The sequence below is a fragment of the Nonomuraea muscovyensis genome (assembly GCF_014207745.1).
In the GTDB taxonomy this organism is placed as follows: domain Bacteria; phylum Actinomycetota; class Actinomycetes; order Streptosporangiales; family Streptosporangiaceae; genus Nonomuraea; species Nonomuraea muscovyensis.
This window is the reverse complement of sequence record NZ_JACHJB010000001.1, coordinates 2,043,573-2,068,830: the sequence shown is the minus strand read 5'-3', so window position 1 is coordinate 2,068,830 and position 25,258 is coordinate 2,043,573. Positions and strand designations below refer to the sequence as shown.

Genomic DNA, 25,258 nt, shown 5'->3' with positions numbered 1-25,258 from the left:
CTAGCCGAGAGGCAGGTGGCCGGACAGGTCGGCGCGGGCGCCGCTCGCCGAGACCGAGCCCCTGACCACGGCCTCCGCCCAGGTGAGGCGGCCCACGGCCAGCTCGATCCAGGTGCGGGGGTCCATCTCCACGACGTTGGGCGGGGTGCCGCGCGTGTGGCGCGGCCCCTCGACGGCCTGGACGGCCGCGTACGGCGGCACGCGCACCTCGACCGTCCGGCCGGGCGCCGCGGCCGTCAGCCGGTCGAGCAGGTGGCGCACGGCCTGCCGGGCGGCGTCGCGCTCGGGGGCGCGGCCGCGGTCGTAGGCGGCCAGCACGGCGGCCACGAGGGCACCGGCCAGAGCCGCGGCGGGGCCGTCGAAGGGGGGCTCGTCCAGGGCGACGAGCTGGGCGTCCAGCGCGGCCCTCAGCTTCTCGGGGTCGGGTCTGCGTGGTGGCACCCGTCCATTCTCCTCCGGGGCAAGGGTTCACCGTGCCGGAGTCCGTCGTTCACCGGAGGTTCCCCCGGTCCTCGTAGCGTCTCGGCCGAAACACCGCGCACCACCTTTGGAGTCCCCCGTGCAGAACCGGCTTCTTCCGCTGCTCACCACGCACAAATCAGGTCGATCGGCGATGACCTGCCAGTTCCGCTGCGGCAATGCCTGCGCGCACGAGGCCGGCAACGACAGCGGTAACACCTACTTCGGCGACGTCGTCGCCCAGGCCATGTCCCGCCGGGGCGTGCTGCGCGCCGGCGCGCTGGGCGCCCTGGTGGCGGGCGCCGGCGTGGCGGGCGGTGCCGGGGCCGTTCCGGCGCTTGCGGACCCGGCCGGGCCCGAGGACGCGGCGCTGCGGGGCGGCGGCCGTTCGGGGCTGAGCTTCGCGCCCGTCCCGCCGAACACCGACGACGCGCTGCGCGTGCCCGGCGGCTACACCAGCTCCGTGGTGGTGCGCTGGGGCGACCCCGTGCTGCCGGGCGCGCCGGAGTTCGACTTCGACAACCAGAGCGCCGAGGCGCAGGCCAAGCAGTTCGGCTACAACTGCGACTACGTGACGCTGTTCCCGATGGGCCGTGACCGCGGCCTGCTCTGGGTGAACCACGAGTACACCACCGAGGCCCTGATGTTCCGCGGCTACCGGGGCGGCGCCACGGCGACCGAGGAGCAGATCAAGATCGCGCTGGCCGCCCACGGCGGCTCGGTCGTCGAGGTGCAGCGGGTCAAGGGCACCGGCCAGTGGAAGCTGGTCACCAGCGGCCGCCGGCGCTACAACCGGCGCATCACCGTGCACACGCCGATGAAGTTCTCCGGCCCGGCCGCGGGCGACGACCTGCTGAAGACGGCCGCCGACCCGTCGGGCGCCGCGCCGGTCGGCATGCTGAACAACTGCGCGGGCGGCACCACGCCGTGGGGCACGGTGCTGACGGCCGAGGAGAACTTCGACCAGTACTTCGTCAACGGCGACAAGGTGCCCGCGGCGCAGCGGCCGTACATCGCCCGCTACACGGTCCCGTCCGGCGCCTCGTCGAGCAGCCGCCGGTTCGACCGGGTGGAGGAGCGGTTCGACCTGGCCAAGCACCCGAACGAGGTCAACCGGTTCGGGTGGATCGTGGAGATCGACCCGTTCGACCCCGACTCGACGCCGGTCAAGCGCACGGCGCTCGGCCGCTTCAAGCACGAGGCCGCCACCACGACGGTGGCCCGTGACGGCCGCCTGGTGGTCTACATGGGCGACGACTCGCGGTTCGAGTACGTCTACAAGTTCGTCTCGAAGGACCGCTATCGGCCGGGCAACGACCGGCACAACCGCAGGCTGCTGGACGAGGGCACCCTGTACGTGGCGAAGTTCACCGGCGACAGCCCGGCGGCCGAGCTGGACGGCTCGGGCAAGCTGCCCTCCGACGGCGCGTTCGACGGCTCGGGCGAGTGGATCCCGCTGGTCAGCGGCAACAGGTCGCACGTGGACGGCATGACCGCCGCCGAGGTCCTGGTCTACACCCGCGCGGCGGCGGACAAGGTCGGCGCGACCAAGATGGACCGCCCGGAGGACGTGGAGCGCAACCCGGTCACCGGCGGCGTCTACATCGCGCTCACCAACAACTCCAACCGCACCGCGGCTCAGGTGGACGAGGCCAACCCGCGCGCCTCCAACAAGCACGGCCACGTCCTTGAGCTGGTCGAGCACCGCGGCGACCCGACGGAGCGGACGTTCGCCTGGTCGCTGCCGCTGGTCTGCGGCGACCCGAACGACGCCGCCACCTACTTCGCCGGCTACGACAAGACGAAGGTCTCGCCCATCTCCTGCCCGGACAACCTGGCCTTCGACCGCGACGGCAACCTGTGGATCTCCACGGACGGCAACGCGCTCGGCTCCAACGACGGCCTGTTCGCGATGCCGGTGCGCGGCAAGGACCGCGGCCACCTGCGCCAGTTCCTCTCGGTGCCCGTCGGGGCCGAGACCTGTGGTCCCCTGGTGACCGAGGACCAGCGCAGCGTCTTCGTCGCGGTGCAGCACCCTGGCGAGGTGGACGGCGCCACCCCCGACAGCCCGGCGAGCCGCTGGCCTGAGGGCGGCGAGGGCCAGCCCCGCCCGTCCGTGGCGGTCGTGTGGCACTCTGAGGGGCGGAAGATCGGGAGTTGACCTCGACATAAGTTGAGGTTCTAGGCTCCATGCCATGAGCATGGAAGTGACCGCCTGGCACCAGCTGTATTCGATGAACAACCAGCGCGAGCGTCGTCCTGTGTCCAGGGCGACGCTCCGCCGTGTCTGGAGTTTCGCCCGGCCGCACCGCCGCCGGATCACGTTGTTCCTGCTGCTGAGCGTGGTGATGGCGGCCCTAGCCGTGGCGCCGCCGCTGCTGGCGGGCCGGGTGCTGGACGCCATCGGCAAGGGCGAGGAGCTCGGTGTGGTCGTCGGGCTGGCCGCCGTGATCGCCGGCCTGGCGGTCGCCGAGGCCGGGCTGGGGCTGCTCACCCGGTGGCTGTCGGCCGGCCTGGGCGAGGGGCTGATCCTCGACCTGCGCACGGCGGTGTTCGACCACGTGCAGCGCATGCCGGTCGCCTTCTTCACCCGCACGCGTACGGGCGCGCTGGTCAGCAGGCTGAACAACGACGTGATCGGCGCGCAGCGGGCGTTCACCGACACCCTGTCCGGCGTGGCCGGCAACGTCGTGACGCTGGTGCTGGCGCTCACCGTGATGATCGGCATCTCGTGGCAGATCACGCTGCTGGCGCTGTTGCTGCTGCCGGTGTTCGTGCTGCCGGCGCGGCGCATGGGCGTCCGCATCGCCCGGCTGCGGCGCGAGGCCGCCGACCACAACGCGGCGATGGGCACCCAGATGACCGAACGGTTCTCCGCGCCCGGGGCGACGCTGGTGAAGCTGTTCGGCCGGCCCGCGCACGAGTCGGCCGAGTTCGCGGCGCGGGCGCGCCGGGTGCGCGATATCGGCGTGCGCACGGCGATGGCGCAGTCGGCCTTCGTCACCGCGCTGACGCTGGTGTCGGCGCTGGCACTCGCGCTCGTCTACGGCCTCGGCGGCTTCTACGCGCTGCGCGACCAGCTCGAACCCGGCTCGGTGGTGGCGCTGGCGCTGCTGCTCACCCGCCTCTACTCGCCGCTGACCGCGCTGGCCAGCGCCCGGGTGGACGTGATGAGCGCGCTCGTCAGCTTCGAGCGGGTCTTCGAGGTGCTCGACCTCAAGCCGCTCATCCAGGACAAGCCGGACGCGGTACGGGTGCCGGACGGGCCGGCCGCGGTCGAGTTCGACGACGTGCGCTTCGCCTACCCGTCGGCCGACAAGGTGTCGCTCGCCTCGCTGGAGGAGGTGGCCGCCCTCGACACCCGCGGCGGCGAGACCGTGCTGCACGGGGTGTCGTTCCGGGCCGAGCCCGGGCAGATGGTCGCCCTGGTCGGCTCCTCCGGGGCGGGCAAGTCCACGATCGCGCAGCTCCTGCCCCGGCTGTACGACGTGGACGCGGGGGCCGTGCGGATCGGCGGGGTGGACGTGCGCGACCTGACCGCCGACTCGATCCGCGAGACGCTCGGCATGGTCACCCAGGACGGGCACCTCTTCCACGAGACGATCCGGGCCAACCTCCTGTTCGCCCGGCCCGAGGCGAGCGAGGAGGAGCTCTGGGACGCGCTGCGCAGGGCCCGCCTCGCCACGCTGATCGAGTCGCTGCCCGACGGGCTCGACACGGTGGTGGGGGAGCGCGGCTACCGGCTGTCCGGCGGCGAGCGCCAGCGGCTGACGATCGCCCGCCTGCTGCTGGCCAGGCCCCAGGTGGTCATCCTGGACGAGGCCACGGCCGCGCTCGACTCCACCTCCGAGGCGGCCGTGCAGGAGGCGCTGGGCGAGGCGCTGGAGGGCCGCACCGCCGTGGTGATCGCCCACCGGCTGTCCACGATCCGGGCCGCCGACCTCATCCTGGTGATCGAGGACGGCCGCGTGGTGGAGCGGGGCACGCACGCCGAGCTGCTCGCCGCGGGCGGTCGCTACGAGGAGCTCTACACCACTCAGTTCGCCGAGCCGACGGTCGTCCCGGCGGCCTGAGGCGCCGGCCGCGAGGTCAGCAGCGCGCCGAGGACCGTGATGCCGAGCAGCCCGAACACCTCCCGGGAGACGTTCAGCACGCCGGAGGCGACCCCCGACCGGCCCGCTGGCATCCCGCTCAGCATCGCGGCGGTGAGCGGCACCAGCAGCCCGGCGCCCAGCCCGTACGCCAGGTACCACGGCAGCACGTCACCGCCGCGCCCGTGCACTTCACCGCCGGCCACGACCCGGCGGAGATCGCTGAGATCGTCCGGCGCAAGCGGCTCGACCTGGAGTCGCTGCCCGCCGACCGCTACCCCAACCTCGTCGCGATGAGCGGTCCCATGGTGGGCGGCGCAGACCCGCCCTCTACGACTCCTTCGGCGTCGACCTGGTCCTCGGCGGCATAGAGGCCCTCGGCCAGGAGCTAGGGTCCTGATCATGACGTTCCAGCTCGTGTGCGAGATCGAACCGCCGACCAGGCCCGACCTGAAGCGCGTCCGCCACCAGATCGGCACCCTGAGCACGATCGCGCACTCGTTCCTCATCCCCGACAACCACATCGGGCGCGCGACCGTGTCGAGCGTGGCCGTGGCGCACGAGGTGCAGGCCATGGGCGGGCGCAGCATCGCCTGCCTCAACTCCCGCGACCGCAACCTCCTCGGCCTGCGCCGCGACCTGCTGACGGCCGCCGCCTACGGCGTGGAGGAGTTCCTGTTCGTCCACGGCGACAAACCGGCGAGCGGCAACCGCGCCGGTGACCTGACCGTGCGGTCGATGATCGAGGAGACCAGAGAGTTCTCGCCGGGCGTCCGGATCGGCGCGGCGGCGGGCCTGCGGCCCCTGCCCGCCTGGAAGCGGGCGGCCGACTTCCTGTTCGTCCAGGTCAGCTTCTCGCTGGAGGCCCTGCTGCGCTGGCGCGAGGCCAACCAGGTCGAGGTGCCGGTCTATGCGGGCGTCATGGTGCTGGCCAGCGAGACGCACGCGCGCCGGATGGCCGCCGCGATCCCCGCCATCGACATCCCGGACGACCTGGTCGCCCGGGTGGCGGCCGACCGCATGGCGGGCGTGGCGGCGGCGTGCGAGCAGGTGCTGGCCATCCGCGACTCCGGCGCCTTCGACGGCGTCCACCTCGTCCCGGTCAGCCGCTACCGCGACGTCGAGTCCCGCCTCGCCGGCGCCTTCAGATGAGGCCCAGCTTCAGCATCAGTGCCCGATCGAGGTCAGCGGCCTCGTGCGCTTCGAGCGCGCCCTTGAAGCCGCCGAGCCAATATCACTCCGCTACACCCACGTACCGCTGGATCGCCAGCATCTCGGCCTGGTCATCAGAGTCGTTCCGCAAGCGCTCGGCGTCGGCTGCGGCCTGCTCGATCAGCATTGCCTCGTACGTGCGCAGCAGGGCGTGGCGGACGGCCTCGGAACGGCTTCGCGTCTCTCCCGCCAAGGCGCGCAGCGCGGTCTCCATCGCCTCATCGGTACGAACGTTGAGAGTTCCCATGACGTAGCTGTAACACGTCAGCGGTCCGACCGGGCCAGGGCGGCGAGGACGGCCCCGGTGAGCGCCACCGCGCACAGCACCGCGTACGTCCGCCGGAAGCCGTCCATGAGCTGCTCCACGGCCACTGGCGACAGCGTGGACAGCGTCCCCGCGTACACCTGGGCACCCAGCTCCGGCCCGACCGAGCCGGCCAGGACGCTCAGCGACAGGCCCACGCTGAGCACGACGCCCACGTTCATCACCATCAGCCGGAACCCGTTCACCACGCCCAGCCCTCCGGCGGGCAGCCCCTGCATGACCTGCGTGGTGTTGCCGGTGAGGAACGCGCCGCTGCCGCAGCCGGCCACGAAGAGCCCCACGCCCACCACCCAGTACGGCGTGCCGGCCCCGGCGGACAGCAGCAGGACGCCCAGCCCGGCCGTGCTCAGCAGCGAGCCGCCCACCGACAGCGCGTACGCCGGCACCCGCCGCCCCAGCGCTCCCGCGACCGGCGAGGCCACGGCCATGCCCACCGGCACCGGCAGCACGCTCAGCCCGGCCGTGAACGCGTCCACGCCCCGTGCCGCCTGGAAGTACAGCGCCACGACCAGGACGAGCGACGCCCGCGCCAGCGCGTTGCAGAACGACGCCAGGTTGGCGAAGGCCAGCATCCGCCCGCCGAACAGCCGCGCGTCCAGCACCGGGTGCGAGGCCCGGCGCTCCACCAGCACCACGGCCGGCACCAGCGCCGCGAAGACGACCGCCCCGGCCACCGCCACCGGGCTCGACGGACCGCGCGAGCCCGCCTCGGACAGCGCCAGCAGCAGCGCCGACAGCGCCGCGAACACCAGTGCGTTGCCCAGCGCGTCCACCGGCTGCTTCGGGCCCGGCGGCACCCTCCGCAGCGTCACGGTGCCCCACGCCAGCGCCACCACGCCGGCGGGCACGTTCACCCAGAAGATCCACTGCCAGCCGGCCGTCTCGGCGATCAGGCCGCCCAGCGTCGGTCCGGCGAGCTGCGCCACGGACAGCGTGCCGATGTAGACGCCCATCCCCTGGCTGAGCCGCTCGGGCGGGAACGCGTCGGTGATGATGACCGTGCCGTTGGCCAGGATCATCGCCGCCCCGACCGCCTGCACGACCCGCATCGCCACCAGGAACCACACGTCCGGCGACAGCCCGGCCAGCAGCGACGCCACCGTGAACAGCGCGAAGCCCGCCAGGTAGACCTCCCGCCGCCCGACCAGGTCGGCGACGCGGCCGAATAGCACCAGGCACGCGGTGTTCACCAGCAGGAACGACAGCAGGATCCAGCCCGACTGGAACGGGTCGGCCGAGAAGTGGCGCACGACCGCCGGCAGCGCCACGTTGAGCGTGCTGCCGGCGATGCCGATGAGCACCAGCCCCAGGCTGGTGACCGAGCACACGCGCCAGGCGTAGCGCAGCCGGGCCCGGTGGGCGGGCCCGTGTTCGGGGGAGGGCACGACGGTCAGCGGGCCCGCTTGCGCAACCCCTCCACGTCGTGGATCACCACGCGGCGCCTTCCGGTCTCGATGAGGCCGCGGTCGCGCAGGCTCCGCAGCGCCTTGCTCACCGCCTCGCGCGAGGCGCCGGTCCAGCCGGCCAGCTCGTCCTGGGAGAGCGGCAGGGCCACGCGCACCCCGCCGTTGGTCTGCTCGCCGTAGCGGTCGGCCAGCTCCAGCAGCCGCGTCGCGACCCGGCCGGTGGTGTCGTACGCGCCGTACTCGATGCGCTTGCGGTCGGAGTCGCGCAGCCGCTCCGTGACCAGCCGCAGGAGCAGCACCGCCACCCGCCCGTGCGCCTGCAGGAACGCGGCGAAGTCGCGGATCACCACGCCCGCGATGGGCTCCAGCGCGGTCACGGTCGCCGACCGGGGCGAGCCGTCGATGGACGACATCTCGCCGATCAGGCCGCCCGGACCGCGTACGGCCAGCACCACCTCGGTGCCGCTGCTCGTGTGCGAGGAGACCTTGACCCGGCCCTCGGTCAGCACGAGGACCCAGTCGGAGGTGTCGCCCTCCGACATCACGGTGGCGCCGCGCTCCCACCGGCGCGGCCGGCCCGCGGCGCGCAGGGCGTCGACCTCGTCGGAGGTGAGCATGGAGAGGAACTCGCCGGCCTCAGGGTTCATGCGCCTGATTATGGCGGCCCGGCCCGCCGCCTTTCACGTCACAAACCGACGCAACCGTGTTACGGCAGCTCCCGAAGCGGTTGCGGCAGCTCTGTCAGGACGTACGCGGCGACCTTCTCCTCCTTGCCCTTGAGGGCCAGCCTGCCCAGGGGGGTGGCCTTGGCGCCGCGGCCGAGCTGCTTGAGCGTCGTCTCGCCGATCACGACGGTGCCGGGCTCGGCCAGCGCCTGGAGCCTGGCGGCCACGTTCACGCAGTCGCCCATCGCGTTGAAGCCGCGAAGCTGCGGGCTGCCGATGTTGCCCACGAGCGCGGGCCCGGTGTTGACCCCGACCCGGAACGTCGGCCACGCCACGTCGCCCGCCCGCTGCCACGCCGCCTCCTCGGCGATCTCGGCGGCGGCCCGCTGCATGGCCAGCGCCGCCCGGCAGGCGGCCGCGGCGTGGTCGCTCTGCGTCGCCGGGGCGTTGAACAGGGCCAGCAGCGCGTCGCCGACGAACTGCACGATCGTGCCGCCGTTGTCGAGGATGCAGGGCACGGCGGCCGTGTGGTAGCGGTTGAGCATCTCGACGATCTCGCCGGGCGTCACCTGCTCGGAGAACGACGTGAAGCCCTTCAGGTCGGCGAAGAGCGCGGTCAGCTCCTTGAGCTGCCCGCCGAGCGCCGCCTGCGAGGGGTCGGCGAGCAGGGCCTGGGCCACGTCAGGTGACATGTACTGCCGGAAGAGGGTGTCGAGCTCCTGGTAGAGGCGGGCGTTCTCGAGCGAGAGGGAGAGCTGCCCGGCCAGGGTGGCGGCCAGCGCCTCGTCCTGCGGGGTGCGGCCGACCGGCACCTCCAGCGCCCCGGCCGGCCGGCCCTTCACGGTCAGCGGGAAGGCCAGCAGCTCACCGCGCCGGACGGGCTCGTCGCCGTCGAAGGTGTACGTGCGCGAGCCGATGTGGGTGCGGCCCTCGGACACCAGGCCGATCCGCACGTCGCCGAACGCCTGGCGCACCCGCTCCAGCGCGCCGGCCAGCAGCTCGGTCTCCGGCAGGCCGACCCGGGTGTGGGCGCTCACGGCGACCAGGGCGCCCAGGCGTTCGGACAGCTCCCGCTCGTTCGCCAGCGCCTGGCCGGCCCGGTCGAGGACCGCCGCCTGGCCCTCGTTGAGCCGGAACTTGCCCGACAGCCGGGTCGCCGCCATCGGCTCGCCCCGCCGTACGTGCTCGACCAGCTCCTCCAGCGCCTCGTCGTACTGCTGCCGGATGCGGGCCACGGTCGCCGACAGCGCCACCGAGTCGAACAGGCCCGCGCTCGATCCCTCACGCCTGAACTGCAGGTAGGCGCTGTAGGCGACGAACCCGAAGGCGAACGTGAGCAGCACGTGCCACAGCCACCACGTCAGGTGCCAGTTGAGCTGCGACATCCCGGCGACCATGGTCTCGGCGAGCAGCGCGTACGCCGTGAGCAGGCTGACCAGCATGGCCGACGGCCGGTTGCGGTGCAGCCGGAACGTCATCATCGTCGCCGCGACGTACAGGGCCAGGCCGGGCACCGCCGCCCAGGCCACCCAGGTGTGGTAGCCGCCCAGCGGTGGCGAGCTGAGCGGGGTGAGCCCGTCGATCAGGGAGGCGAGCCCCCAGATGATCATGAATCCGACGAGGACGCCCCGGATCACGTGCTGGGCGGACAGCACGGTCCGCGCCGCCCGCTCGCCCAGGGGGAGCGCCGAGGCGAACGCGAACCCCGCCGCGATCGTCAGCCCGACCTGCTGGCCGAGGTCGAACCCCAGCGAACCGGTGGGCAGGATGATGGTCGGCGTGGCCAGCCCGTGCATGAAGAAGAAGCCGGCGCTGGCCAGGAACACCATCGACACCAGGAACAGGCGGGCGTCCTGCCTGCGGCGCGACGCCTCGCTGATCAGCATGCCGAGCGCCACGTTGACGCCGGCCACGGCGAGGATCATCCAGAAGTGGCTGGGGTTGTGGTGCCACTCGATGTTCAGGTCGGGCTCGGCCAGCAGCAGCCAGAGCCCCAGCATGGGCAGCACAAGGTGGATGGCCCAGACGACTCCCCGGACCGGCTGCGTGGCGGGAGGGAGGTAGGGACTTTCCGTCGGCACGGTCCCGATTATCCACGGCCGGCGAGACGGCACACCGCGTCCTTTTACGCACTGCCGATGTTTTGACACGTCACGTGACGCCGGCCGGTCGAGCCTCACGGGAAAGGACCGGCACGGGAAAGGACCGGCGCGCGAATGGACCGGCGCGCGAAAGGGCCGACACGGGAATGGGCCGGCGCGGGAAAGGCCGGCGCGGAAACCCCCGTGCCGGCCCTTTCGCGAGAATCCGTCAGCCGAACAGGGCCGGCAACGTGGCCGCGTGCTTGTCGCGCAGGTCGGCGACCGGCACGTCCAGCACTCCCTCCACGACGAGCGACGAGCCGCCCGTCGTGCCGAGCCCGTAGCAGGGGACGTCGTGCCGGGCGCACAGCGCGGCGAACTCCTCGAACGCCTCCGGCCGGACCGCCACCAGCGCCCTGGCCGCCGACTCGCTGAACAGCGCGGTGAACGGGTCGCCGGTGAGCGTCACCGTGGCGCCGACGCCGCGGGCCAGGCACGCCTCGGCCAGCGCGACCCCCAGGCCGCCGTCGGACAGGTCGTGGGAGCCCTCGACGAGCCCGCGCCGGGCCGCCTCCACCATGACGGCCGCCAGGGCCTGCTCGGCCGCCAGGTCGGCCACGGGCGGCAGGCCGCCGAGGTGGCCGTGGGCGACGTGCGCCCACTCCGAGCCGCCGAACTCCTCCCGGGTCTCGCCGAGCAGCGCCACCCGCAGCCCCTCGGCGGTGAAGCCCGAGCCGACGCGCTTGGCCACGTCGTCGATCACGCCGAGCACGCCCACGACCGGGGTGGGGTTGATGGCGGTGGAGCCGGTCTGGTTGTAGAAGGACACGTTGCCGCCGGTGACCGGCACGCCGAGGATCCGGCAGGCATCGGCCAGGCCGCGCACCGCCTCGGCGAACTGCCACATGACCTCCGGGTCCTCGGGGGAGCCGAAGTTGAGGCAGTTGGTCACGGCCAGCGGCTGCGCGCCGGTCACGGCGACGTTGCGGTAGGCCTCGGCCAGCGCGAGCTGCGCCCCCGCGTACGGGTCGAGCTTGGCGTAGCGGCCGTTGCCGTCGGTGGCCAGCGCGATGCCGCGGGTCGTCGGCTCGGCGCCGTCCATCGCCTCGTGCACACGCAGCATCCCGGCGTCGGCCGGCTGCGCCAGCACCGTGTTGGAGCGGACGTAGCGGTCGTACTGGGAGGTCACCCACTCGCGGGAGGCCAGGTTGGGCGAGCCGAGCAGCCGCAGCAGGGCGGCCCGCAGGTCGTCGGGGCGCTCCAGCCGGTCGGGGGCGTCGGCGTTGAGCGCGGCCTGCCCGGCGGGCTCGTGGAAGGGGCGCTCGTAGACGGGGCCGTCGTCGGCGGCGGTGCCCGGCGGGATGTCGACGATCACCTCGTCGTCCCACGTCATCACCAGGCGCCCGGTGTCGGTCACCTCGCCGATGACGGTGGCCGGGACGTCCCACTTCTGGCAGATCGCCATGAACGCCGGGATGTCGTCGGGGCGGACGACCGCCATCATGCGCTCCTGCGACTCGCTCATGAGGATCTCCTCAGGCCTGAGCGACGGGTCGCGGAGCGGCACCAGGTTGAGGTCCACGTGCATGCCGCCGGTGCCCTTGGCGGCCAGCTCGGTGGTGGCGCAGGAGACGCCGGCCGCGCCGAGGTCCTGGATGCCGACGACCACGTCGGCCGTGTACAGCTCCAGGCAGCACTCGATGAGCAGCTTCTCCATGAACGGGTCGCCCACCTGCACGGCGGGCCGCTTGGCGTGCGACTCGTCCTCGAACGTCGCGCTGGCCAGCACCGACGCGCCGCCGATGCCGTCGGGGCCGGTCGAGGCGCCGAACAGCACCACCTTGTTGCCGGGGCCGGGCGCCGTGGCCAGCTTGATCTGGTCCTTGCGCAGCAAGCCCACGCAGAGCGCGTTGACCAGCGGGTTGCCGATGTAGCAGGGGTCGAAGACGACCTCGCCGCCGATGTTGGGCAGGCCCAGGCAGTTGCCGTAGTGGCTGATGCCCTCGACCACGCCCGGCAGCACCCGCCGGGTGTCCACGGCGTCGGCCGCGCCGAACCGCAGCGAGTCCATCACCGCGATCGGGCGGGCGCCCATCGACATGATGTCGCGCACGATGCCGCCCACGCCCGTGGCCGCGCCCTGGTGCGGCTCGACGTAGGACGGGTGGTTGTGCGACTCGATCTTGAACGTGGCGGCCCAGCCGTCGCCGATGTCGACCACGCCGGCGTTCTCGCCCATGCCGACGAGCAGTGCCTCGGACTCGGGCGCCTTGGTGGCGAACTGCCGCAGGTGCACCTTGGACGACTTGTACGAGCAGTGCTCGGACCACATGACGCTGTAGATGGCCAGCTCGGAACCGGTGGGACGGCGGCCGAGGATCTCCTTGACCCGGTCGTACTCGTCCTGCTTCATCCCCAGCTCGGCGAAGGGCATCGGCTCGTCGGGAGTGCTTTCGGCCCGCTTGACGGAGTCGGTGCTCATGCGTTCACCAGCTTCTTGAGGATGGAGGTGAAGAAGCCGAGGCCGTCGGTGCTCGGGGCGCCGACCAGCTCCTCGACGGCGTGCTCGGGGTGCGGCATGAGGCCGACCACGTTGCCCGCCTCGTTGCGGATGCCCGCGATGTCGTTCATGGAGCCGTTGGGGTTGCCACCGACGTAGCGCACCACCACGCGGCCGTCGGCCTCCAGCTCGGCCAGCGTCTCGGCGGAGGCCACGTAGCGGCCCTCGCCGTGCTTGATCGGCAGCACGATCTCCTGGCCGGTCGCGAACGACGAGGTCCAGGCCGTGTCGGTCTGCTCGATGCGGACCCGCTGGTCACGGCAGACGTAGTGGAGGGAGGCGTTGCGGGTCAGCGCGCCCGGCAGCAGGTGCGCCTCGCACAGGATCTGGAACCCGTTGCAGGTGCCCAGCACGGGCAGGCCCGCGCGGGCGGCCGGGATGAGCTCCTCCATCAGCGGCGCGAACCGCGAGATGGCGCCGCAGCGGAGGTAGTCGCCGTAGGAGAAACCGCCAGGCAGGAACACCGCGTCGACCTTCTTGAGGTCGTGGTCGGCGTGCCACAGCGGGACCGCCTGGGCGCCCACGAGGTGCACGGCTCTGGCGGCGTCCTGGTCGTCGAGTGTGCCTGGAAACGTGACAATGCCCACACGGGCAGCGCTCATGACAGTCGTCCCCTTCGAGGATGCGCACGCCACCGTCGCCTCGGGGTGGACGGGGGCGGTCCTCCCAGGTTATCGGGTGCGGCCGGATGCACACCGCCGGGAGGTCAGACTGCGGCGAGCTGGCGGGGGCGGGCGTCGGCCTCGTCGTCCCAGGCGAGCTGCTTGCGCAGGTGGACCGTGGTGCCACGACCCGGGGTGATGCCGAAGGAGATCTCGTCGACCACCGACCGCATGATCAGCAGGCCGCGGCCGTTCTCGGTGTCGGGGGGCGGGAAGTGCAGCGGCATCGACGGCAGCCCGCCGCCGCTGTCGGCCACGCGCACGTCGCAGCGGCCGTAACCGATCGACGCCGACACCTCGTAGCGGTTGGCGGGCCCCCCGTGCCGCACCGCGTTGGAGCACGCCTCGGAGACGGCGAGCAGCATGTCGGAGATGCAGGTCTCGCTCACGTTGAGCGACCGCATCGCATCGCCGAGCACTCGCCTGACCATCGGTATGCCGATGGCGTCCCGGGGCAGTGCCAACGAGAACTCAATATCCACCGGACTCCTCCGGGCTCCGGAATGTCACCTGGAGTAGGTTTCCCCGTGAAATCGGGGCTAACCGCAAAATCACGTTGTTGTTATTTAGTGTTGGCACGCTCGTGGGGTTAGGACGCGCCGGAACCCGGTGTTAAGCCACGTAGCGGAATCTTGGGGGCCGAAAGCGGCGATCTAGCCCTCAACCCGGACGGTGTAGTCCTCGATCACCGTGTTGGCCAGCAGCGTCTCGGCCATCTTTCGGACGTCCGAAATGGCCGCCTCGTCGGCGGGACCGTCGAGTTCGATCTCGAAGCGCTTGCCCTGACGCACCGCGGTGACCCCGGAGAAGCCCAGCCGGGGCAGCGCGCGGGCGATCGCCTGGCCCTGCGGATCGAGAATCTCGGGCTTCAGCATGACGTCCACGATGACGCGCGCCACGGGGTTCCTCCTGGATGCAGCCTGGATCGGACCAGGTCGGGGCGGGGTTGGGAATGCCAGCCTACCGGTGCGTGTGGCGGTCGGCACAACGGGAACGGGGTGGACATGGGGCTTGCGCGGAGGGCTGTGACGTCTGCCACGATGTCCCCAAACGCGTACGAACCACCATCACATGGTCCGACGCCCAAAAGGCCGGCATGCGATGGCAACCCCATCCGCACCGGCCCTGACCGCACAGGAGTGGCACGTGACCGTCGACGCCTCTCGTGGTGCCGAAGCACCCCCAGAGCTCGTCCAGTTGCTCACCCCCGAGGGAGAGCGGGTCGAGCACCCCGACTACGACATCGACCTCAAGCCGGAGGAGGTCAGGTCCCTCTACCGTGACCTGGTCCTCGTCAGGCGCATCGACCTGGAGGCCGTGGCCCTGCAGCGGCAGGGCGAGCTCGGCATCTGGGCGTCGCTCCTCGGCCAGGAGGCGGCGCAGATCGGCTCCGGCCGCGCGCTGACCGACGCCGACATGGCCTTCCCCACCTACCGCGAGCACGGCGTGGCGTGGTGCCGTGACGTGGACCCGGTCAAGCTCCTCGGCCTGTTCCGCGGTGTCAACCACGGCGGCTGGGACCCCCGGGAGCACAACTTCCACCTCTACACGATCGTCATCGGCAGCCAGACCCTGCACGCGGTCGGCTACGCCATGGGCATCCAGCGCGACGACGCGAGCGCCGCCGCGATCGCCTACTTCGGCGACGGCGCCACCTCCCAGGGCGACGTCAACGAGTCGTTCATCTGGGCCAGCGTGTTCAACGCGCCGATCGTGTTCTTCTGCCAGAACAACCAGTGGGCGATCTCCGAGCCGCTCGAGAAGCAGACCCGCATCCCGCTCTACCGCCGCGCCTCCGGCTTCGGCTTCCCCGGCGTCAGGGTCGACGGCAACGACGTCTTCGCCTGCCTCGCGGTCACCAGGCAGGCCCTCAAGAACGCCCGCGAGGGCCAGGGCCCGACCCTGATCGAGGCGTTCACCTACCGGATGGGCGCCCACACCACCACCGACGACCCGACCCGCTACCGGGTCGCCAGCGAGCTGGAGGCGTGGAAGCTCAAGGACCCCATCGAGCGGGTCAAGTCCTACCTGTTCAAGAACGAGCTGGCCGACCAGGCGTTCATCGAGTCCGTCGAGGCCGAGGCCGACCAGCTCGGCGCCGACCTGCGAAGGCGCTGCCTGGCCATGCCCGACCCCCAGCCGCTCGACATGTTCGACCACGTCTACGCCGAGCCGCACCCCCTGATCGACGAAGAGCGCGCCCAGTTCGCCGCGTACCTGGAGGGCTTCCGTGACTGAGCGAGGCGAAGGAGCCAATGAGCACAGCATGACTGTCATGACGCAGACGAAGGAGGCGTCATGACGGTTTTGAGCCTGTCCAAGGCCCTGAACGAGGGCATGCGCAAGGCCATGGAGGACGACCCCAAGGTCCTCATCATGGGCGAGGACGTCGGCAAGCTCGGCGGCGTCTTCCGCGTCACCGACGGCCTGCAGAAGGACTTCGGCGAGGACCGGGTCATCGACACCCCCCTGGCCGAGTCCGGCATCATCGGCACCGCGATCGGCCTGGCGCTGCGCGGCTACCGGCCGGTGTGCGAGATCCAGTTCGACGGCTTCGTCTTCCCGGCCGCCGACCAGATCATCACCCAGCTCGCCAAGATGCCGATGCGCTCGCTGGGCGCGATCAAGCTCCCCGTGGTCGTGCGCATCCCCTGCGGCGGCGGCATCGGCGCGGTCGAGCACCACAGCGAGTCGCCCGAGGCCTACTTCACCCACACCGCCGGCCTGCGCGTGGTGGCCTGTTCCAACCCGGCCGACGCCTACGTGATGATCCAGCAGGCGATCCGGAGCGACGACCCGGTGATCTTCTTCGAGCCGAAGCGCCGCTACTGGGAGAAGGCCGACATCGACACCGGCTCCACCGACTGGTGGACCCCCCTCGACAAGGGCAGGGTGGTGCGGCCGGGCACCGACGTCACGCTGCTCGCCTACGGCCCCATGGTCAAGACCTGCCTGGAGGCCGCGAAGGCCGCCGAGGACGACGGGCGCTCCCTGGAGGTCATCGACCTGCGCTCGCTCAACCCGCTCGACGCGCCGCTCGTCATGGACTCGGTCCGCCGCACGGGCCGCGTCGTGGTGGTGCACGAGGCGCCGGTCAACAGCGGCTTCGGCGCCGAATTGGCCGCGCGGATCACCGAGCAGTGCTTCTACCACCTGGAGTCGCCGGTGCTGCGGGTCGGCGGTTTCTCCACCCCGTACCCCCCGTCGAAGCTGGAGGAGTACTACCTGCCTGACCTGGACCGGGTGCTCGACGCCGTCGACCGCGCCTTCGGCTACTGAAAGGGGAGTCGGTTTCATGCGACGTGAATTCAAGCTCCCCGACGTCGGCGAAGGGCTGACCGAGGCCGAGATCGTCCGCTGGCACGTCAAGGAAGGCGATCCGGTCAAGGTCAACCAGATCGTGGTCGAGATCGAGACGGCCAAGTCCATCGTCGAGCTGCCCATCCCCTGGGACGGCGTGGTCACCGGGCTGATGGCCGGCGAGGGCGAGACCGTCGACGTGGGCGTGCCGATCATCGCCGTCGACACGGCCGAGGAAGGCGGCGCCCCGTCCGGGGGCGCGGCTCCCGCGGCCGTGTCCGGGGCGGAAGGCTCGGACGGCGCTGCGGGGCGGGGCGCGGCCCTGGCCGACGACATGGTCCCGAGCCCGCCGGCCGAGGGCGCGGTGGAGCCGGGCGTGCACGGCAGCCCGGCGCCCCGCGAGGAGCGCCAGGCGGTCCTGGTCGGCTACGGCGTCAAGACCGGAGCCACCAAGCGCCGCGCCCGCAAGCCCGGCCACGCGGGACGTCCCGGCGCCCAGGCCGGGGCGCCGCAGCCGATCCCGGCCACGCCGGTGGCCAACCCGGCACGGGTGGAGGTCGACACCCCGCCCGGCGCGGCGGTGACCCCCGCGCGGGTGGCGGTGCTCGCCAAGCCGCCCGTGCGCAAGCTGGCCAAGGACCTCGGCGTGGACCTCGCCACGCTGACCGGCACGGGCCCCCAGGGCTCGATCACCCGCGACGACGTCCACGCCGCCGCCCTGGCGCCCCAGGCGGCGGGGCAGCGGGTCGTGGCCGAGGCGGGGCTGCAGGCCGCGGCCGGGCAGTGGCGGGAGGAGCGCGTCCCCGTCAAGGGCGTGCGCAAGATGACCGCGCAGGCCATGGTGGCCAGCGCGTTCACCGCACCGCACGTCACCGAGTTCCTCCAGGTGGACGTCACCGAGACCATGGAGGCCGTCAGGCGGCTGCGCACGCTGCCCGACTTCGCCGAGGTCAAGGTGTCGCCGCTGCTCCTGGTGGCCAAGGCCGTGCTGGTCGCCGCCCGGCGGCACCCGATGGTCAACTCCTCGTGGGACGAGGCGGCCCAGGAGATCGTGGTCAAGCACTACGTGAACCTCGGGATCGCCGCCGCCACCCCGCGCGGGCTCGTGGTGCCCAACATCAAGGGCGCCCACGAGCTGCCGCTCCCCGAGCTGGCCAGGCGAATCGGGCAGCTCGCCGAGACCGCCAGGGCCGGACGCACGCAGCCGGCCGAGATGGCGGGAGGCACGTTCACGATCACGAACGTGGGCGTGTTCGGCGTCGACGCCGGCACCCCGATCATCAACCCGGGCGAGGCGGCCATCCTCGCCTTCGGCCAGGTCAGGGACATGCCGTGGGTGGTGGACGGCGAGCTGGCCGTCCGCAAGGTGACGACGCTGTCGCTCTCGTTCGACCACCGGATCGTGGACGGCGAGCTCGGCTCGCTGTTCCTGCGTGACGTGGCCGACATGCTGGCGGACCCGCTGCGCATGCTCGCCTGGAGCTGACCGCGCCGCCGCGCCGCCGCTCCCCGGGCCCCCGTCCGGGGAGCGGCGCGCCGGTAGGGTGGCCGCATGATTCGCCATGTCGTGTTGTTCACCTGGACCGAGGACGCCACCGACGAGCAGAAGGCGGCGGTGGCGCCCGAGCTGCGCAAGCTGCCGGACGCCATCCCGCAGATCCGCTCCTACACGGTCGGTCCCGACGCGGGCATCAACCCGGGCAACCACGACTTCGCGGTGGTGGCCGACTTCGACAGCGTGGCCGACTTCGAGACCTACCGCGATCACCCGCTGCACCAGGCGGTGATCGCCGAGCGCATCAAGCCCATCGTGGCGTCCCGCGCCGCCGCCCAGCTCAGCCTGTAGGCGCCTCGTCGGTCCAGCCGAGCGACCTGATCAGCTCCCACCGGTACGGCGTGCCGGGCCGGATGTCGGCGTGGTTCGGGCTGGGCTTCAGCAGCACCTCCTGAAAGCCCAGCAGCTCGCCGCTCTCCCGGTCGAGCAGGATCAGCTCCTGCATGTGGTTCTCGCGAGGCGGCTGCACCAGCGCCACGCCCACCCGGCCCTCGACGTCGGTGACACCGTCCGCCACGGTCACCCCGGGGAAGGCCGCCAGCATGCGGTAGACGGCGGCCCTCGTGGCGGGGGTGATCTCGGTGTCCTTGAGGAGATACGTGGCGAGGTTCCACAGGAAGCTCTCCCGGCTCTCCGGAGCACCCTGCGGGTAGACCTTCAGCAGGTGCGCCCTGAGCGCCTCGGGATCGGCGGGCAACCGCGCCGCCGGACCCACCGGGTAGGCCAGTCCGTCGGCAGGCAAGGTCTCGACCCTGGCCTTGCCGAACCGGCACGGGTCCTCGGCCACGCAGAGCGGCGGCGAACCCGCGGCCTGCCACGCCCGCCTGTCGGCTGCGGTGAGGGGCTCGGCCGACAGGTCCGTCCGCTCCGTCCGCACGGTCCGCCCGTCGCGCCAGACGACGTCCTTGATCCGTCGCTCGACGGTGTAGGCGTCCTTCGGCCGGCTCAGGTGCACCTCCAGGCTCTCGCGCCGCCACCGCGCCCCGCCACCGGGCGGTCGGACGGCCAGCCGGTCGAGCGCGGCGTCGAGCACGGTGGCCGCGTCGGGCGCCTTCGCCGTGTGGACGGTGCCGTCGCCCAGCCGGGGGATCGCCAGGAAACCGGCTACCAGGACGGACACCACGGCCGCGCCCGCGAGCAGCCACGACAGGCGGGGTGTCCGCCGCCGCCGGGCCCCGCCGAGCAGCCGGGCGCGCACGGCCAGCGTCCGCGCCTGGTCGGCGGGAGGGACGTCCGGCATCACCTCGTCGATCAGCTGGAACTCCTTCATCACAACTCCACCCCCAGAGCGTCACGGAGCTTGGTCCTTGCCCGGCTCAGCCGGGAGGCGACGGTGCCGTAGGCGACGCCGAGCGCCGCGGCCACCTCGTCGTAGGTCAGCTCGCCGTACGCGACGAGCAGCACCACGTCGCGCTCGCCGCGCGACAGGCCGGCCAACGCGGCCGAGAGCCGCTGCACGGTGACCCCGGCGGCGACCCGGTCCACGACCCGCTGGTCGTGGCCGTCGGCGTCCGGTGGCGGCCCGGAGCGGGCCAGGGCGCGGTAGCGGCGTACCTCGGCGCGGCGGTGGCGGCCGATGAGGTTGGTGGCGATGCCGTACAGCCACGGCCGGACGCCGCCCCTGGCGGCGTCGAAGGTGTGGCGGCGGCGGAAGGCGACGAGGAAGGTCTCGGCGGCGAGGTCCTCGGCGATGTCGAGGTCGAGGCGGCGGCCGGCGTAGCGGCGTATCTCCTCGTAGTGGGCGTCGAAGACGGTGGCGAACCGCTCGGGATCGGCCACCGCCCCGTCGAGGGACATGGTCATGCAAGGGTCTCCCTTGCCGGGGAACGCGGACACCTGTGATTGCCCGCGGGCGGGAGACCCTTCCGTCAGATTTCCGGCGGCCGGTTCTCGCGGCGCATCAGCCGGTCCTCGGAGGTGTGGCCGCGCCGCGGGGCCAGGACGAGGCTGAGCACGATCCCCGCACCCCCGACGATCATGAAGATCAGTCCGATGACGTCCATGTGGACGGCGTCACCGAACACGTCGGGCTCGATGGCGAACCTCAGGATGGCGCCGAGCGTGAGGAAGAAGATGCTGACCCCGACACCCATGCCGACCTCCGTGGGGAAAGACCAGGTACGCCCACGGTCATACCCGGGTACAGGCGATCACACCCGCGGCCACCGGAAAGAGGTGAACGCCCGCCCCGGGCTCGCGGAGCGGGCGTTCACCGGCACGGTGGGAGGCCGGCGGGAGGCTAGAACGCCTCCTCCGGCAGCTCCATCAGGTCCAGGCCGGTGCCGGTGAGCACGCGGCGCTCGGCGGCCAGCCGGGGCAGCACGGTCGTCGCGAAGAACGAGGCGGCGGCGACCTTGCCCCGGTAGAACGGGTCCTCGCGGTCGGCCAGCCGGGTCAGGGCGATCTCGGCCTGGCGCAGCAGCAGCCAGCCGATCACCAGGTCGCCCAGGGCGAGCAGGAACCTGGTGGTGTTCAGGCCGACCTTGTAGACCTCCTCCGGCTTCTCCAGCGAGCCGAGCGCCCAGCCGGCCATGGTGTCGCCCATGGCCTTGACGTCGGCGGCGGCCTCGGTGAGCAGCTTGCGCTCCTCCTTGAGCCGGCCGTTGCCCGCCTCGGACTCGGCGAAGGCGTTCACCTCGGCCAGCAGCGAGCCGATCGCGGCGCCCTGGTTGCGCAGGATCTTGCGGAAGAAAAGGTCCAGGCCCTGGATCGCGGTGGTGCCCTCGTACAGGGAGTCGATCTTCGCGTCGCGGATGTACTGCTCGATCGGGTACTCCTGCAGGTAGCCCGAGCCGCCCAGCGTCTGCAGCGAGCGGGCCAGCAGCTCGTACGACCGCTCGGAGCCGACGCCCTTGACCACGGGCAGCAGCAGGTCGTTCATCGCGTGCGCGTGCCGGTCGTCCGGGTTCATCTGGACGGCGTCCTGGAACGTCGCCGTGTACAGGACGAGCGCCCGCATGCCCTCGGCGTACGCCTTCTGCAGCATGAGCTCGCGGCGCACGTCGGGGTGGTGGGTGACGGTGACGCGCGGCGCGGACTTGTCGGCCATCCGGGTCAGGTCGGCGCCCTGCTTGCGGGACTTGGCGTACTCCAGGGCGTTCAGGTAGCCGGTGGAGAGCGTGGCGATGGCCTTGGTGCCGACCATCATCCGGGCGTGCTCGATGACCATGAACATCTGCTTGATGCCCTCGTGCACCTCGCCCACCAGCGTGCCGACCGCGGGGTGCCTGTCGCCGAAGGTCAGCTCGCAGGTCGTGGAGACCTTGAGGCCCATCTTCTTCTCGACGTTGGTCACGTAGGCGCCGTTGCGCTCGCCCAGCTCGCCGGTCTCCAGGTTCACGTGGTACTTGGGCACCAGGAACATCGACAGGCCCTTGGTGCCGGGGCCGTGGCCCTCGGGGCGGGCCAGCACGAGGTGGAAGATGTTCTCGGTCATGTCGTGCTCGGCGCTGGTGATGAAGCGCTTGACGCCCTCGATGTGCCAGGTGCCGTCGGGCTGCCGGACGGCCTTGGCACGGCCGGCGCCGACGTCGGAGCCGGCGTCGGGCTCGGTGAGCACCATGGTGGCGCCCCAGTTGCGCTCCATGGCCAGCTCGGCGAAGCGCCTCTGCTCGGGGGTGCCGAGCAGCCACAGGGTGTAGGCGAAGTTCGGCCCGGCCCCGTACATGTAGGCGGCCGGGTTGGCGCCCAGGATCATCTCGGCCGTGGCCCAGGCCAGGCTGCGCGGGATGCCGGGGCCGCCCAGCTCGGTGGGCAGGTCGAGGTGCGTCCAGCCGCCGTCCACCAGCGCCTGGTACGACTTCTTGAACCCGGCGGGCAGGGTCACCGTGTGCGTCTCCGGGTCGAAGACGGGCGGGTGGCGGTCGCCCTCCTCGAACGACTCGGCAAGGACTCCGGTGGCCAGCCTGTTGACCTCTTCAAGCAGTCCGCGGGCGACGTCCTCGTCCACGTCCGCGTACGGCCCCGTGCCGAGGACCTCTCGCCGTCCGAACACCTCGAAGAGGTTGAACTCCAGGTCACGCAGGTTGCTCTTGTAGTGGCCCATGGGTGCTGATCTCCTTGACCCGAGGTCGTTATCTACTCGCTAGTAACCTTACTAGGAATGCTACCCGCGGGTAACCACCGATATGCGTGGCATGCTCATCTCCATGGATGCCGAAGAACTCGCCCGCCGCTGGCGAGAGCGCCTGGAATCCTGGGCCATTCCGGACGAGATCATGGCCAAGGCGCCGGCCGACCCCTGGGGTCACTCGCCGGCTCGCTTCGCCATGCGCACCGACAGGGCGCTGGCCGAGCCGGAGGACGGGCCCACGATGACCCGGCTGGCCGAGGCGCTGCCCGACGGCGGCAGGCTGCTCGACGTCGGCGCGGGCACCGGAGCCTCGTCACTTCCCCTGCACGAGCGCATCGGCGAGCTGTACGCCGTCGACCCCTCGCCGGGCATGCTGGCCGAGCTGGGCGTGCGGGCCGACAAGCTGGGCGTCGCCTGCACGGCCGTGGAGGGTCGCTGGCCGGACGTGGCCGGGCAGGTGCCCCGGGCCGACGCGGCCGTCGCCGGCCACGTCGTCTACAACGTCCCCGACCTGGCCGCCTTCCTGGGCGCCCTCGACGAGCGCACCGAGGGCCGGGTGGTGATCGAGCTGACCCACCGCCACCCCATGAGCTGGATGACCCCGCTGTGGCAGCACTTCCACGGCGTCGACCGCCCGGTGCGGCCCGTCGCCGAGGACTGCGTCGCCCTCGCCGCGGCCCTCGGCTACGACGTGCGGGTGGAGGAGAGGGAGGCGCCGCTGGACAGGTTCGCCTCCCTGGAGGAGCTGGCGGCCGGCGCGTGCCGCCGCCTCTGCCTCGACCCGGCCCAGGCCGAGGAGGTCGGCGAGACAGCGCTCGAGCTCGGGATGTGGCCCCTGCCCCGCGACCGCTGGGTCACCCTCTGGTGGGAGTGACCCCACGTAGGGGACTTTTCAGGGGAAACCCCCGATGTGGCCAGGGTGCTCCGAGAGGCAGTCTGGATCCATGAACGAAATCAGCCGACGCGACGAAGTCTCGCTGTCCGGCGCCGCGCTGCGCGGCGCCCCGTGGAAGGCCGCCGCCGTCGGTGGTGGCGTGGTGGCCGCGGCCAGCTACGGCATGGGCGTGATCCTGCCGGGCACCGCCGACCTGGTGTGGGCCCTCGGGCTCGGCATCAGCCTGTTCGCGCTGATCGCCGCCATCGGCGCGGTGTCCAAGCCGAACGAGGGCGACCGGGTCACCCGGCAGGCCCGCCTGTGGGCGCTGCGGCACCCCTGGAAGTTCGCGCTGCTCCCGGCCGGCATCGCCGCCGTGCTGGACTATCCCGTGCAGCTCGTCCTCGACGGGGAGGGCGTGATCGGTTCGGCCTTCCACTCGGTCTGGCACGGCGCGCTGGTCTACCTCATCGCCGGCATCCTGACCGTCACCATGAAGGGCCGCGCCCGTTCCTGAGCGTCAGGAAGTGCCCTCGCGCTCGGCCTGGCTGCGGCAGACGCAGAACTCGTTGCCCTCCGGGTCGTGCATGACCACCCACCCGGTGCCGTCGGCCCGGCGGCGGTCGTCGAACACGGTCGCCCCCAGCTCCAGGAGCCGCTCCACCTCCTGGTCGCGGGTGCGCCCCTCGGTGCCGTTGACGTCGAGGTGGACGCGGTTCTTGGCCGTCTTGCCCTCCGGGACGCGGATGAACAGCACGAACGGATCATGCTTGGTGCGCAGCATCACCTCGTCGTCACCCGGGTGGTCGTCGTCGCCCAGCGGCAGGCCGGTGGCCCTGCTCCACCAGCTCGCCAGCTCGTACGGGTCGGCGGCGTCGATGGTCACGGCATGGATCTCAATCATGGTCGCCACCCAATCGCGACACCATCAAAGCAGTCAAGCCGGTTTCTGGCATGATGCGGGGCATGGCAGACACCGTCATCTTCCGCCAGGCCACGGCCGAGGACGTGCCCGCGATCGTCGCCATGCTGGCCGACGACCCGCTCGGCGCCCTGCGTGAGGGCGACCCCGGCGACGAGCGCTACCTGACGGCGTTCGCCCGCATCGACGCCGACCCCCACGACGAGCTGATCGTCGCCGAGGACGACGGCAAGGTCGTCGGCACCATGCAGCTCACCTACCTGGCCGGCCTGTCGAGGCTCGGCGCCGAACGCTGCCAGATCGAGGCCGTCAGGGTCGCCGCCTCCACCCGTGGCCAGGGTCTCGGCCGCCGGATGATCCAGTGGGCCGTCGACCGGGCCCGTGCCCGCGGCTGCGCGATGGTCCAGCTCACCTCCGACAAGTCGCGCGTCGACGCGCACCGCTTCTACGACTCGCTCGGCTTCGCCAACTCCCACGAAGGGTTCAAGCGCGCGCTGAGCTGAGAGATCATCCACCTGCACCACTCCGCGCGGTGCCGCTCGTAGCCGAGCCCGCACCGCAGCGCCGCGTAGTTGCCGAACCGGGGGTCGCCGAATCCCGGGGGCTCACCGATCAGCTCGCCCTCGCGCTCGTACTCGGCCAGCCGCGCCTCGTGCACCGCGAGCTGGTCGGTGAACATCTGCCTGATCAGGTCCGGGTCCGCCAGCCACGACGCGTACGTCTTCAGCACCAGCTCGTCGCGCTCCGGACGCTCGCGCGGCGGCTCGGTCACCCACGCCCGCAGGGCCAGTGAGCCCTCGGGTGTCACGTGGTAGACCTTCTTGCCCTGCGGGCCCGGTCCCTGCCTGGCCTCGTAGCCGACGAGCTCGGCGGCCAGCAGCTTCTGCAGTTCGGCGTGGATCTGGCTGTGCCCGGCCGTCCAGAAGTAGGCGATGGGCCGTCGCATGGCGGCGGCGATGTCGTATCCCGTGCGTTCCCCGCGCGCCAGCACGGCGAGGATCGCGAATCCAAGCGTCGAGGTCATCGCGGCCCAGGATAGTCTTTCGCCACTATGTCAGTTATGACATAGTGGCG

27 protein-coding genes are annotated in these 25,258 nt (G+C 71.9%); 11 read left to right on the top strand and 16 right to left on the bottom strand.

Annotated elements, in window-relative coordinates; all coding sequences use genetic code 11:
• Entirely contained in the window at positions 1–441 is a 441-nt protein-coding gene (locus tag FHU36_RS09645) for a sterol carrier family protein (protein ID WP_185083390.1), read from the bottom strand.
• Positions 442–613: 172 nt separating this feature from the next.
• Between FHU36_RS09645 and FHU36_RS09640 the strand changes: the two genes are divergently transcribed.
• Both FHU36_RS09640 and FHU36_RS09635 read left to right on the top strand, forming a co-directional pair.
• The gene (locus tag FHU36_RS09640; RefSeq protein ID WP_185083389.1) at positions 614–2,620 is read left to right on the top strand and encodes a PhoX family protein; all 2,007 of its coding nucleotides are present in this window, start codon (positions 614–616) and stop codon (positions 2,618–2,620) included.
• A 34-nt stretch (positions 2,621–2,654) separates the two neighbouring features.
• Positions 2,655–4,532, top strand: a complete 1,878-nt coding sequence (locus tag FHU36_RS09635) for an ABC transporter ATP-binding protein (protein ID WP_185083388.1) — start codon at positions 2,655–2,657, stop codon at positions 4,530–4,532.
• On the opposite strand, the gene FHU36_RS09630 is transcribed toward FHU36_RS09635, so the two are convergent.
• Entirely contained in the window at positions 4,496–4,720 is a 225-nt protein-coding gene (locus FHU36_RS09630) for a hypothetical protein (RefSeq protein WP_185083387.1), read from the bottom strand. The genes FHU36_RS09635 and FHU36_RS09630 overlap by 37 nt on opposite strands.
• 15 nt (positions 4,721–4,735) lie before the next feature.
• On the opposite strand from FHU36_RS09630, the gene FHU36_RS09625 reads away from it, so the two are divergent.
• Both FHU36_RS09625 and FHU36_RS09620 read left to right on the top strand, forming a co-directional pair.
• Positions 4,736–4,921, top strand: a complete 186-nt coding sequence (locus tag FHU36_RS09625; RefSeq protein WP_185083386.1) for a hypothetical protein — start codon at positions 4,736–4,738, stop codon at positions 4,919–4,921.
• A 31-nt stretch (positions 4,922–4,952) separates the two neighbouring features.
• Positions 4,953–5,702 carry a methylenetetrahydrofolate reductase gene (locus tag FHU36_RS09620; protein ID WP_185083385.1) on the top strand — a complete coding sequence of 250 codons (750 nt, stop codon included), beginning with the start codon at positions 4,953–4,955 and terminating at the stop codon, positions 5,700–5,702.
• A gap of 82 nt (positions 5,703–5,784) precedes the next feature.
• Here FHU36_RS09620 and FHU36_RS09615 read toward each other — a convergent pair whose 3' ends face one another.
• From FHU36_RS09615 to purS, 8 genes are all read right to left on the bottom strand, one after another.
• Positions 5,785–6,009, bottom strand: a complete 225-nt coding sequence (locus FHU36_RS09615) for a hypothetical protein (RefSeq protein ID WP_246502011.1) — start codon at positions 6,007–6,009, stop codon at positions 5,785–5,787.
• 17 nt (positions 6,010–6,026) lie between these two features.
• The gene (locus tag FHU36_RS09610) at positions 6,027–7,472 is read right to left on the bottom strand and encodes an MFS transporter (RefSeq protein WP_185083384.1); all 1,446 of its coding nucleotides are present in this window, start codon (positions 7,470–7,472) and stop codon (positions 6,027–6,029) included.
• A gap of 5 nt (positions 7,473–7,477) precedes the next feature.
• Positions 7,478–8,140 (bottom strand): Crp/Fnr family transcriptional regulator, encoded by a 663-nt coding sequence (locus FHU36_RS09605; protein WP_185083383.1) that lies wholly within the window; start codon positions 8,138–8,140, stop codon positions 7,478–7,480.
• A gap of 59 nt (positions 8,141–8,199) precedes the next feature.
• Positions 8,200–10,239, bottom strand: coding sequence for an adenylate/guanylate cyclase domain-containing protein (locus FHU36_RS46280; RefSeq protein WP_312891511.1), 2,040 nt, complete (start codon positions 10,237–10,239; stop codon positions 8,200–8,202).
• A gap of 229 nt (positions 10,240–10,468) precedes the next feature.
• Positions 10,469–12,721 carry a phosphoribosylformylglycinamidine synthase subunit PurL gene (gene purL / locus FHU36_RS09595; RefSeq protein WP_185083382.1) on the bottom strand — a complete coding sequence of 751 codons (2,253 nt, stop codon included), beginning with the start codon at positions 12,719–12,721 and terminating at the stop codon, positions 10,469–10,471.
• Positions 12,718–13,401 (bottom strand): phosphoribosylformylglycinamidine synthase subunit PurQ, encoded by a 684-nt coding sequence (gene purQ, locus FHU36_RS09590; protein ID WP_185083381.1) that lies wholly within the window; start codon positions 13,399–13,401, stop codon positions 12,718–12,720. Before purQ ends, purL begins: the two co-directional genes overlap by 4 nt.
• A gap of 104 nt (positions 13,402–13,505) precedes the next feature.
• Positions 13,506–13,943 (bottom strand): ATP-binding protein, encoded by a 438-nt coding sequence (locus FHU36_RS09585; RefSeq protein WP_245899705.1) that lies wholly within the window; start codon positions 13,941–13,943, stop codon positions 13,506–13,508.
• 171 nt (positions 13,944–14,114) lie between these two features.
• Positions 14,115–14,360 carry a phosphoribosylformylglycinamidine synthase subunit PurS gene (gene purS, locus FHU36_RS09580; protein WP_185083380.1) on the bottom strand — a complete coding sequence of 82 codons (246 nt, stop codon included), beginning with the start codon at positions 14,358–14,360 and terminating at the stop codon, positions 14,115–14,117.
• A gap of 247 nt (positions 14,361–14,607) precedes the next feature.
• Here purS and pdhA point away from each other — a divergent pair, with 247 nt between their 5' ends.
• The 4 genes from pdhA (at position 14,608) to FHU36_RS09560 (ending at position 18,607) form a co-directional block, all read left to right on the top strand.
• Entirely contained in the window at positions 14,608–15,699 is a 1,092-nt protein-coding gene (gene pdhA, locus FHU36_RS09575; RefSeq protein ID WP_185083379.1) for a pyruvate dehydrogenase (acetyl-transferring) E1 component subunit alpha, read from the top strand.
• A 60-nt stretch (positions 15,700–15,759) separates the two neighbouring features.
• Positions 15,760–16,740, top strand: coding sequence for an alpha-ketoacid dehydrogenase subunit beta (locus FHU36_RS09570; protein WP_185083378.1), 981 nt, complete (start codon positions 15,760–15,762; stop codon positions 16,738–16,740).
• A 16-nt stretch (positions 16,741–16,756) separates the two neighbouring features.
• Complete coding sequence (locus FHU36_RS09565) at positions 16,757–18,247, top strand: dihydrolipoamide acetyltransferase family protein (RefSeq protein WP_185083377.1); 1,491 nt, start codon at positions 16,757–16,759, stop codon at positions 18,245–18,247.
• Positions 18,248–18,313: 66 nt separating this feature from the next.
• The gene (locus FHU36_RS09560) at positions 18,314–18,607 is read left to right on the top strand and encodes a Dabb family protein (RefSeq protein ID WP_185083376.1); all 294 of its coding nucleotides are present in this window, start codon (positions 18,314–18,316) and stop codon (positions 18,605–18,607) included.
• On the opposite strand, the gene FHU36_RS09555 is transcribed toward FHU36_RS09560, so the two are convergent.
• The 4 genes from FHU36_RS09555 to FHU36_RS09540 form a co-directional block, all read right to left on the bottom strand.
• Positions 18,597–19,586 carry a CU044_5270 family protein gene (locus tag FHU36_RS09555; protein ID WP_185083375.1) on the bottom strand — a complete coding sequence of 330 codons (990 nt, stop codon included), beginning with the start codon at positions 19,584–19,586 and terminating at the stop codon, positions 18,597–18,599. The genes FHU36_RS09560 and FHU36_RS09555 overlap by 11 nt on opposite strands.
• Positions 19,586–20,119: an RNA polymerase sigma factor gene (locus tag FHU36_RS09550; RefSeq protein ID WP_185083374.1), complete on the bottom strand. Its 534-nt coding sequence runs from the start codon at positions 20,117–20,119 to the stop codon at positions 19,586–19,588. The genes FHU36_RS09555 and FHU36_RS09550 overlap by 1 nt, the downstream gene beginning before the upstream one ends.
• Positions 20,120–20,184: 65 nt before the next feature.
• The gene (locus FHU36_RS09545) at positions 20,185–20,409 is read right to left on the bottom strand and encodes a hypothetical protein (protein WP_185083373.1); all 225 of its coding nucleotides are present in this window, start codon (positions 20,407–20,409) and stop codon (positions 20,185–20,187) included.
• Positions 20,410–20,555: 146 nt separating this feature from the next.
• Positions 20,556–22,361: an acyl-CoA dehydrogenase gene (locus FHU36_RS09540; RefSeq protein ID WP_185083372.1), complete on the bottom strand. Its 1,806-nt coding sequence runs from the start codon at positions 22,359–22,361 to the stop codon at positions 20,556–20,558.
• A 103-nt stretch (positions 22,362–22,464) separates the two neighbouring features.
• Between FHU36_RS09540 and FHU36_RS09535 the strand changes: the two genes are divergently transcribed.
• The gene (locus FHU36_RS09535) at positions 22,465–23,262 is read left to right on the top strand and encodes a class I SAM-dependent methyltransferase (RefSeq protein WP_246502009.1); all 798 of its coding nucleotides are present in this window, start codon (positions 22,465–22,467) and stop codon (positions 23,260–23,262) included.
• Positions 23,263–23,332: 70 nt separating this feature from the next.
• Positions 23,333–23,779 carry a hypothetical protein gene (locus tag FHU36_RS09530; RefSeq protein WP_221495818.1) on the top strand — a complete coding sequence of 149 codons (447 nt, stop codon included), beginning with the start codon at positions 23,333–23,335 and terminating at the stop codon, positions 23,777–23,779.
• 3 nt (positions 23,780–23,782) lie between these two features.
• Here the strand turns inward: FHU36_RS09530 and FHU36_RS09525 are convergent, their stop codons facing one another.
• Positions 23,783–24,166 carry a VOC family protein gene (locus FHU36_RS09525; protein WP_185083370.1) on the bottom strand — a complete coding sequence of 128 codons (384 nt, stop codon included), beginning with the start codon at positions 24,164–24,166 and terminating at the stop codon, positions 23,783–23,785.
• 62 nt (positions 24,167–24,228) lie between these two features.
• Between FHU36_RS09525 and FHU36_RS09520 the strand changes: the two genes are divergently transcribed.
• Positions 24,229–24,687 (top strand): GNAT family N-acetyltransferase, encoded by a 459-nt coding sequence (locus tag FHU36_RS09520; RefSeq protein ID WP_185083369.1) that lies wholly within the window; start codon positions 24,229–24,231, stop codon positions 24,685–24,687.
• On the opposite strand, the gene FHU36_RS09515 is transcribed toward FHU36_RS09520, so the two are convergent.
• Positions 24,630–25,208: a PadR family transcriptional regulator gene (locus tag FHU36_RS09515; RefSeq protein WP_185083368.1), complete on the bottom strand. Its 579-nt coding sequence runs from the start codon at positions 25,206–25,208 to the stop codon at positions 24,630–24,632. The genes FHU36_RS09520 and FHU36_RS09515 overlap by 58 nt on opposite strands.
• Positions 25,209–25,258 lie beyond the last annotated feature (50 nt).

Coding starts and splice junctions, on each gene's coding strand:
- FHU36_RS09640 (WP_185083389.1), top strand. CDS start 614: ATGACCTGCCAGTTCCGCTGCGGCAATGCCTGCGCGCACGAGGCCGGC.
- FHU36_RS09635 (WP_185083388.1), top strand. CDS start 2,655: ATGAGCATGGAAGTGACCGCCTGGCACCAGCTGTATTCGATGAACAAC.
- FHU36_RS09620 (WP_185083385.1), top strand. CDS start 4,953: ATGACGTTCCAGCTCGTGTGCGAGATCGAACCGCCGACCAGGCCCGAC.
- FHU36_RS09615 (WP_246502011.1), bottom strand. CDS start 6,009: ATGGGAACTCTCAACGTTCGTACCGATGAGGCGATGGAGACCGCGCTG.
- FHU36_RS09605 (WP_185083383.1), bottom strand. CDS start 8,140: ATGAACCCTGAGGCCGGCGAGTTCCTCTCCATGCTCACCTCCGACGAG.
- purL (WP_185083382.1), bottom strand. CDS start 12,721: ATGAGCACCGACTCCGTCAAGCGGGCCGAAAGCACTCCCGACGAGCCG.
- purQ (WP_185083381.1), bottom strand. CDS start 13,401: ATGAGCGCTGCCCGTGTGGGCATTGTCACGTTTCCAGGCACACTCGAC.
- FHU36_RS09570 (WP_185083378.1), top strand. CDS start 15,760: ATGACGGTTTTGAGCCTGTCCAAGGCCCTGAACGAGGGCATGCGCAAG.
- FHU36_RS09565 (WP_185083377.1), top strand. CDS start 16,757: ATGCGACGTGAATTCAAGCTCCCCGACGTCGGCGAAGGGCTGACCGAG.
- FHU36_RS09560 (WP_185083376.1), top strand. CDS start 18,314: ATGATTCGCCATGTCGTGTTGTTCACCTGGACCGAGGACGCCACCGAC.
- FHU36_RS09555 (WP_185083375.1), bottom strand. CDS start 19,586: ATGAAGGAGTTCCAGCTGATCGACGAGGTGATGCCGGACGTCCCTCCC.
- FHU36_RS09550 (WP_185083374.1), bottom strand. CDS start 20,119: ATGACCATGTCCCTCGACGGGGCGGTGGCCGATCCCGAGCGGTTCGCC.
- FHU36_RS09545 (WP_185083373.1), bottom strand. CDS start 20,409: ATGGGTGTCGGGGTCAGCATCTTCTTCCTCACGCTCGGCGCCATCCTG.
- FHU36_RS09540 (WP_185083372.1), bottom strand. CDS start 22,361: ATGGGCCACTACAAGAGCAACCTGCGTGACCTGGAGTTCAACCTCTTC.
- FHU36_RS09535 (WP_246502009.1), top strand. CDS start 22,465: ATGGATGCCGAAGAACTCGCCCGCCGCTGGCGAGAGCGCCTGGAATCC.
- FHU36_RS09530 (WP_221495818.1), top strand. CDS start 23,333: ATGAACGAAATCAGCCGACGCGACGAAGTCTCGCTGTCCGGCGCCGCG.
- FHU36_RS09525 (WP_185083370.1), bottom strand. CDS start 24,166: ATGATTGAGATCCATGCCGTGACCATCGACGCCGCCGACCCGTACGAG.
- FHU36_RS09520 (WP_185083369.1), top strand. CDS start 24,229: ATGGCAGACACCGTCATCTTCCGCCAGGCCACGGCCGAGGACGTGCCC.
- FHU36_RS09515 (WP_185083368.1), bottom strand. CDS start 25,208: ATGACCTCGACGCTTGGATTCGCGATCCTCGCCGTGCTGGCGCGCGGG.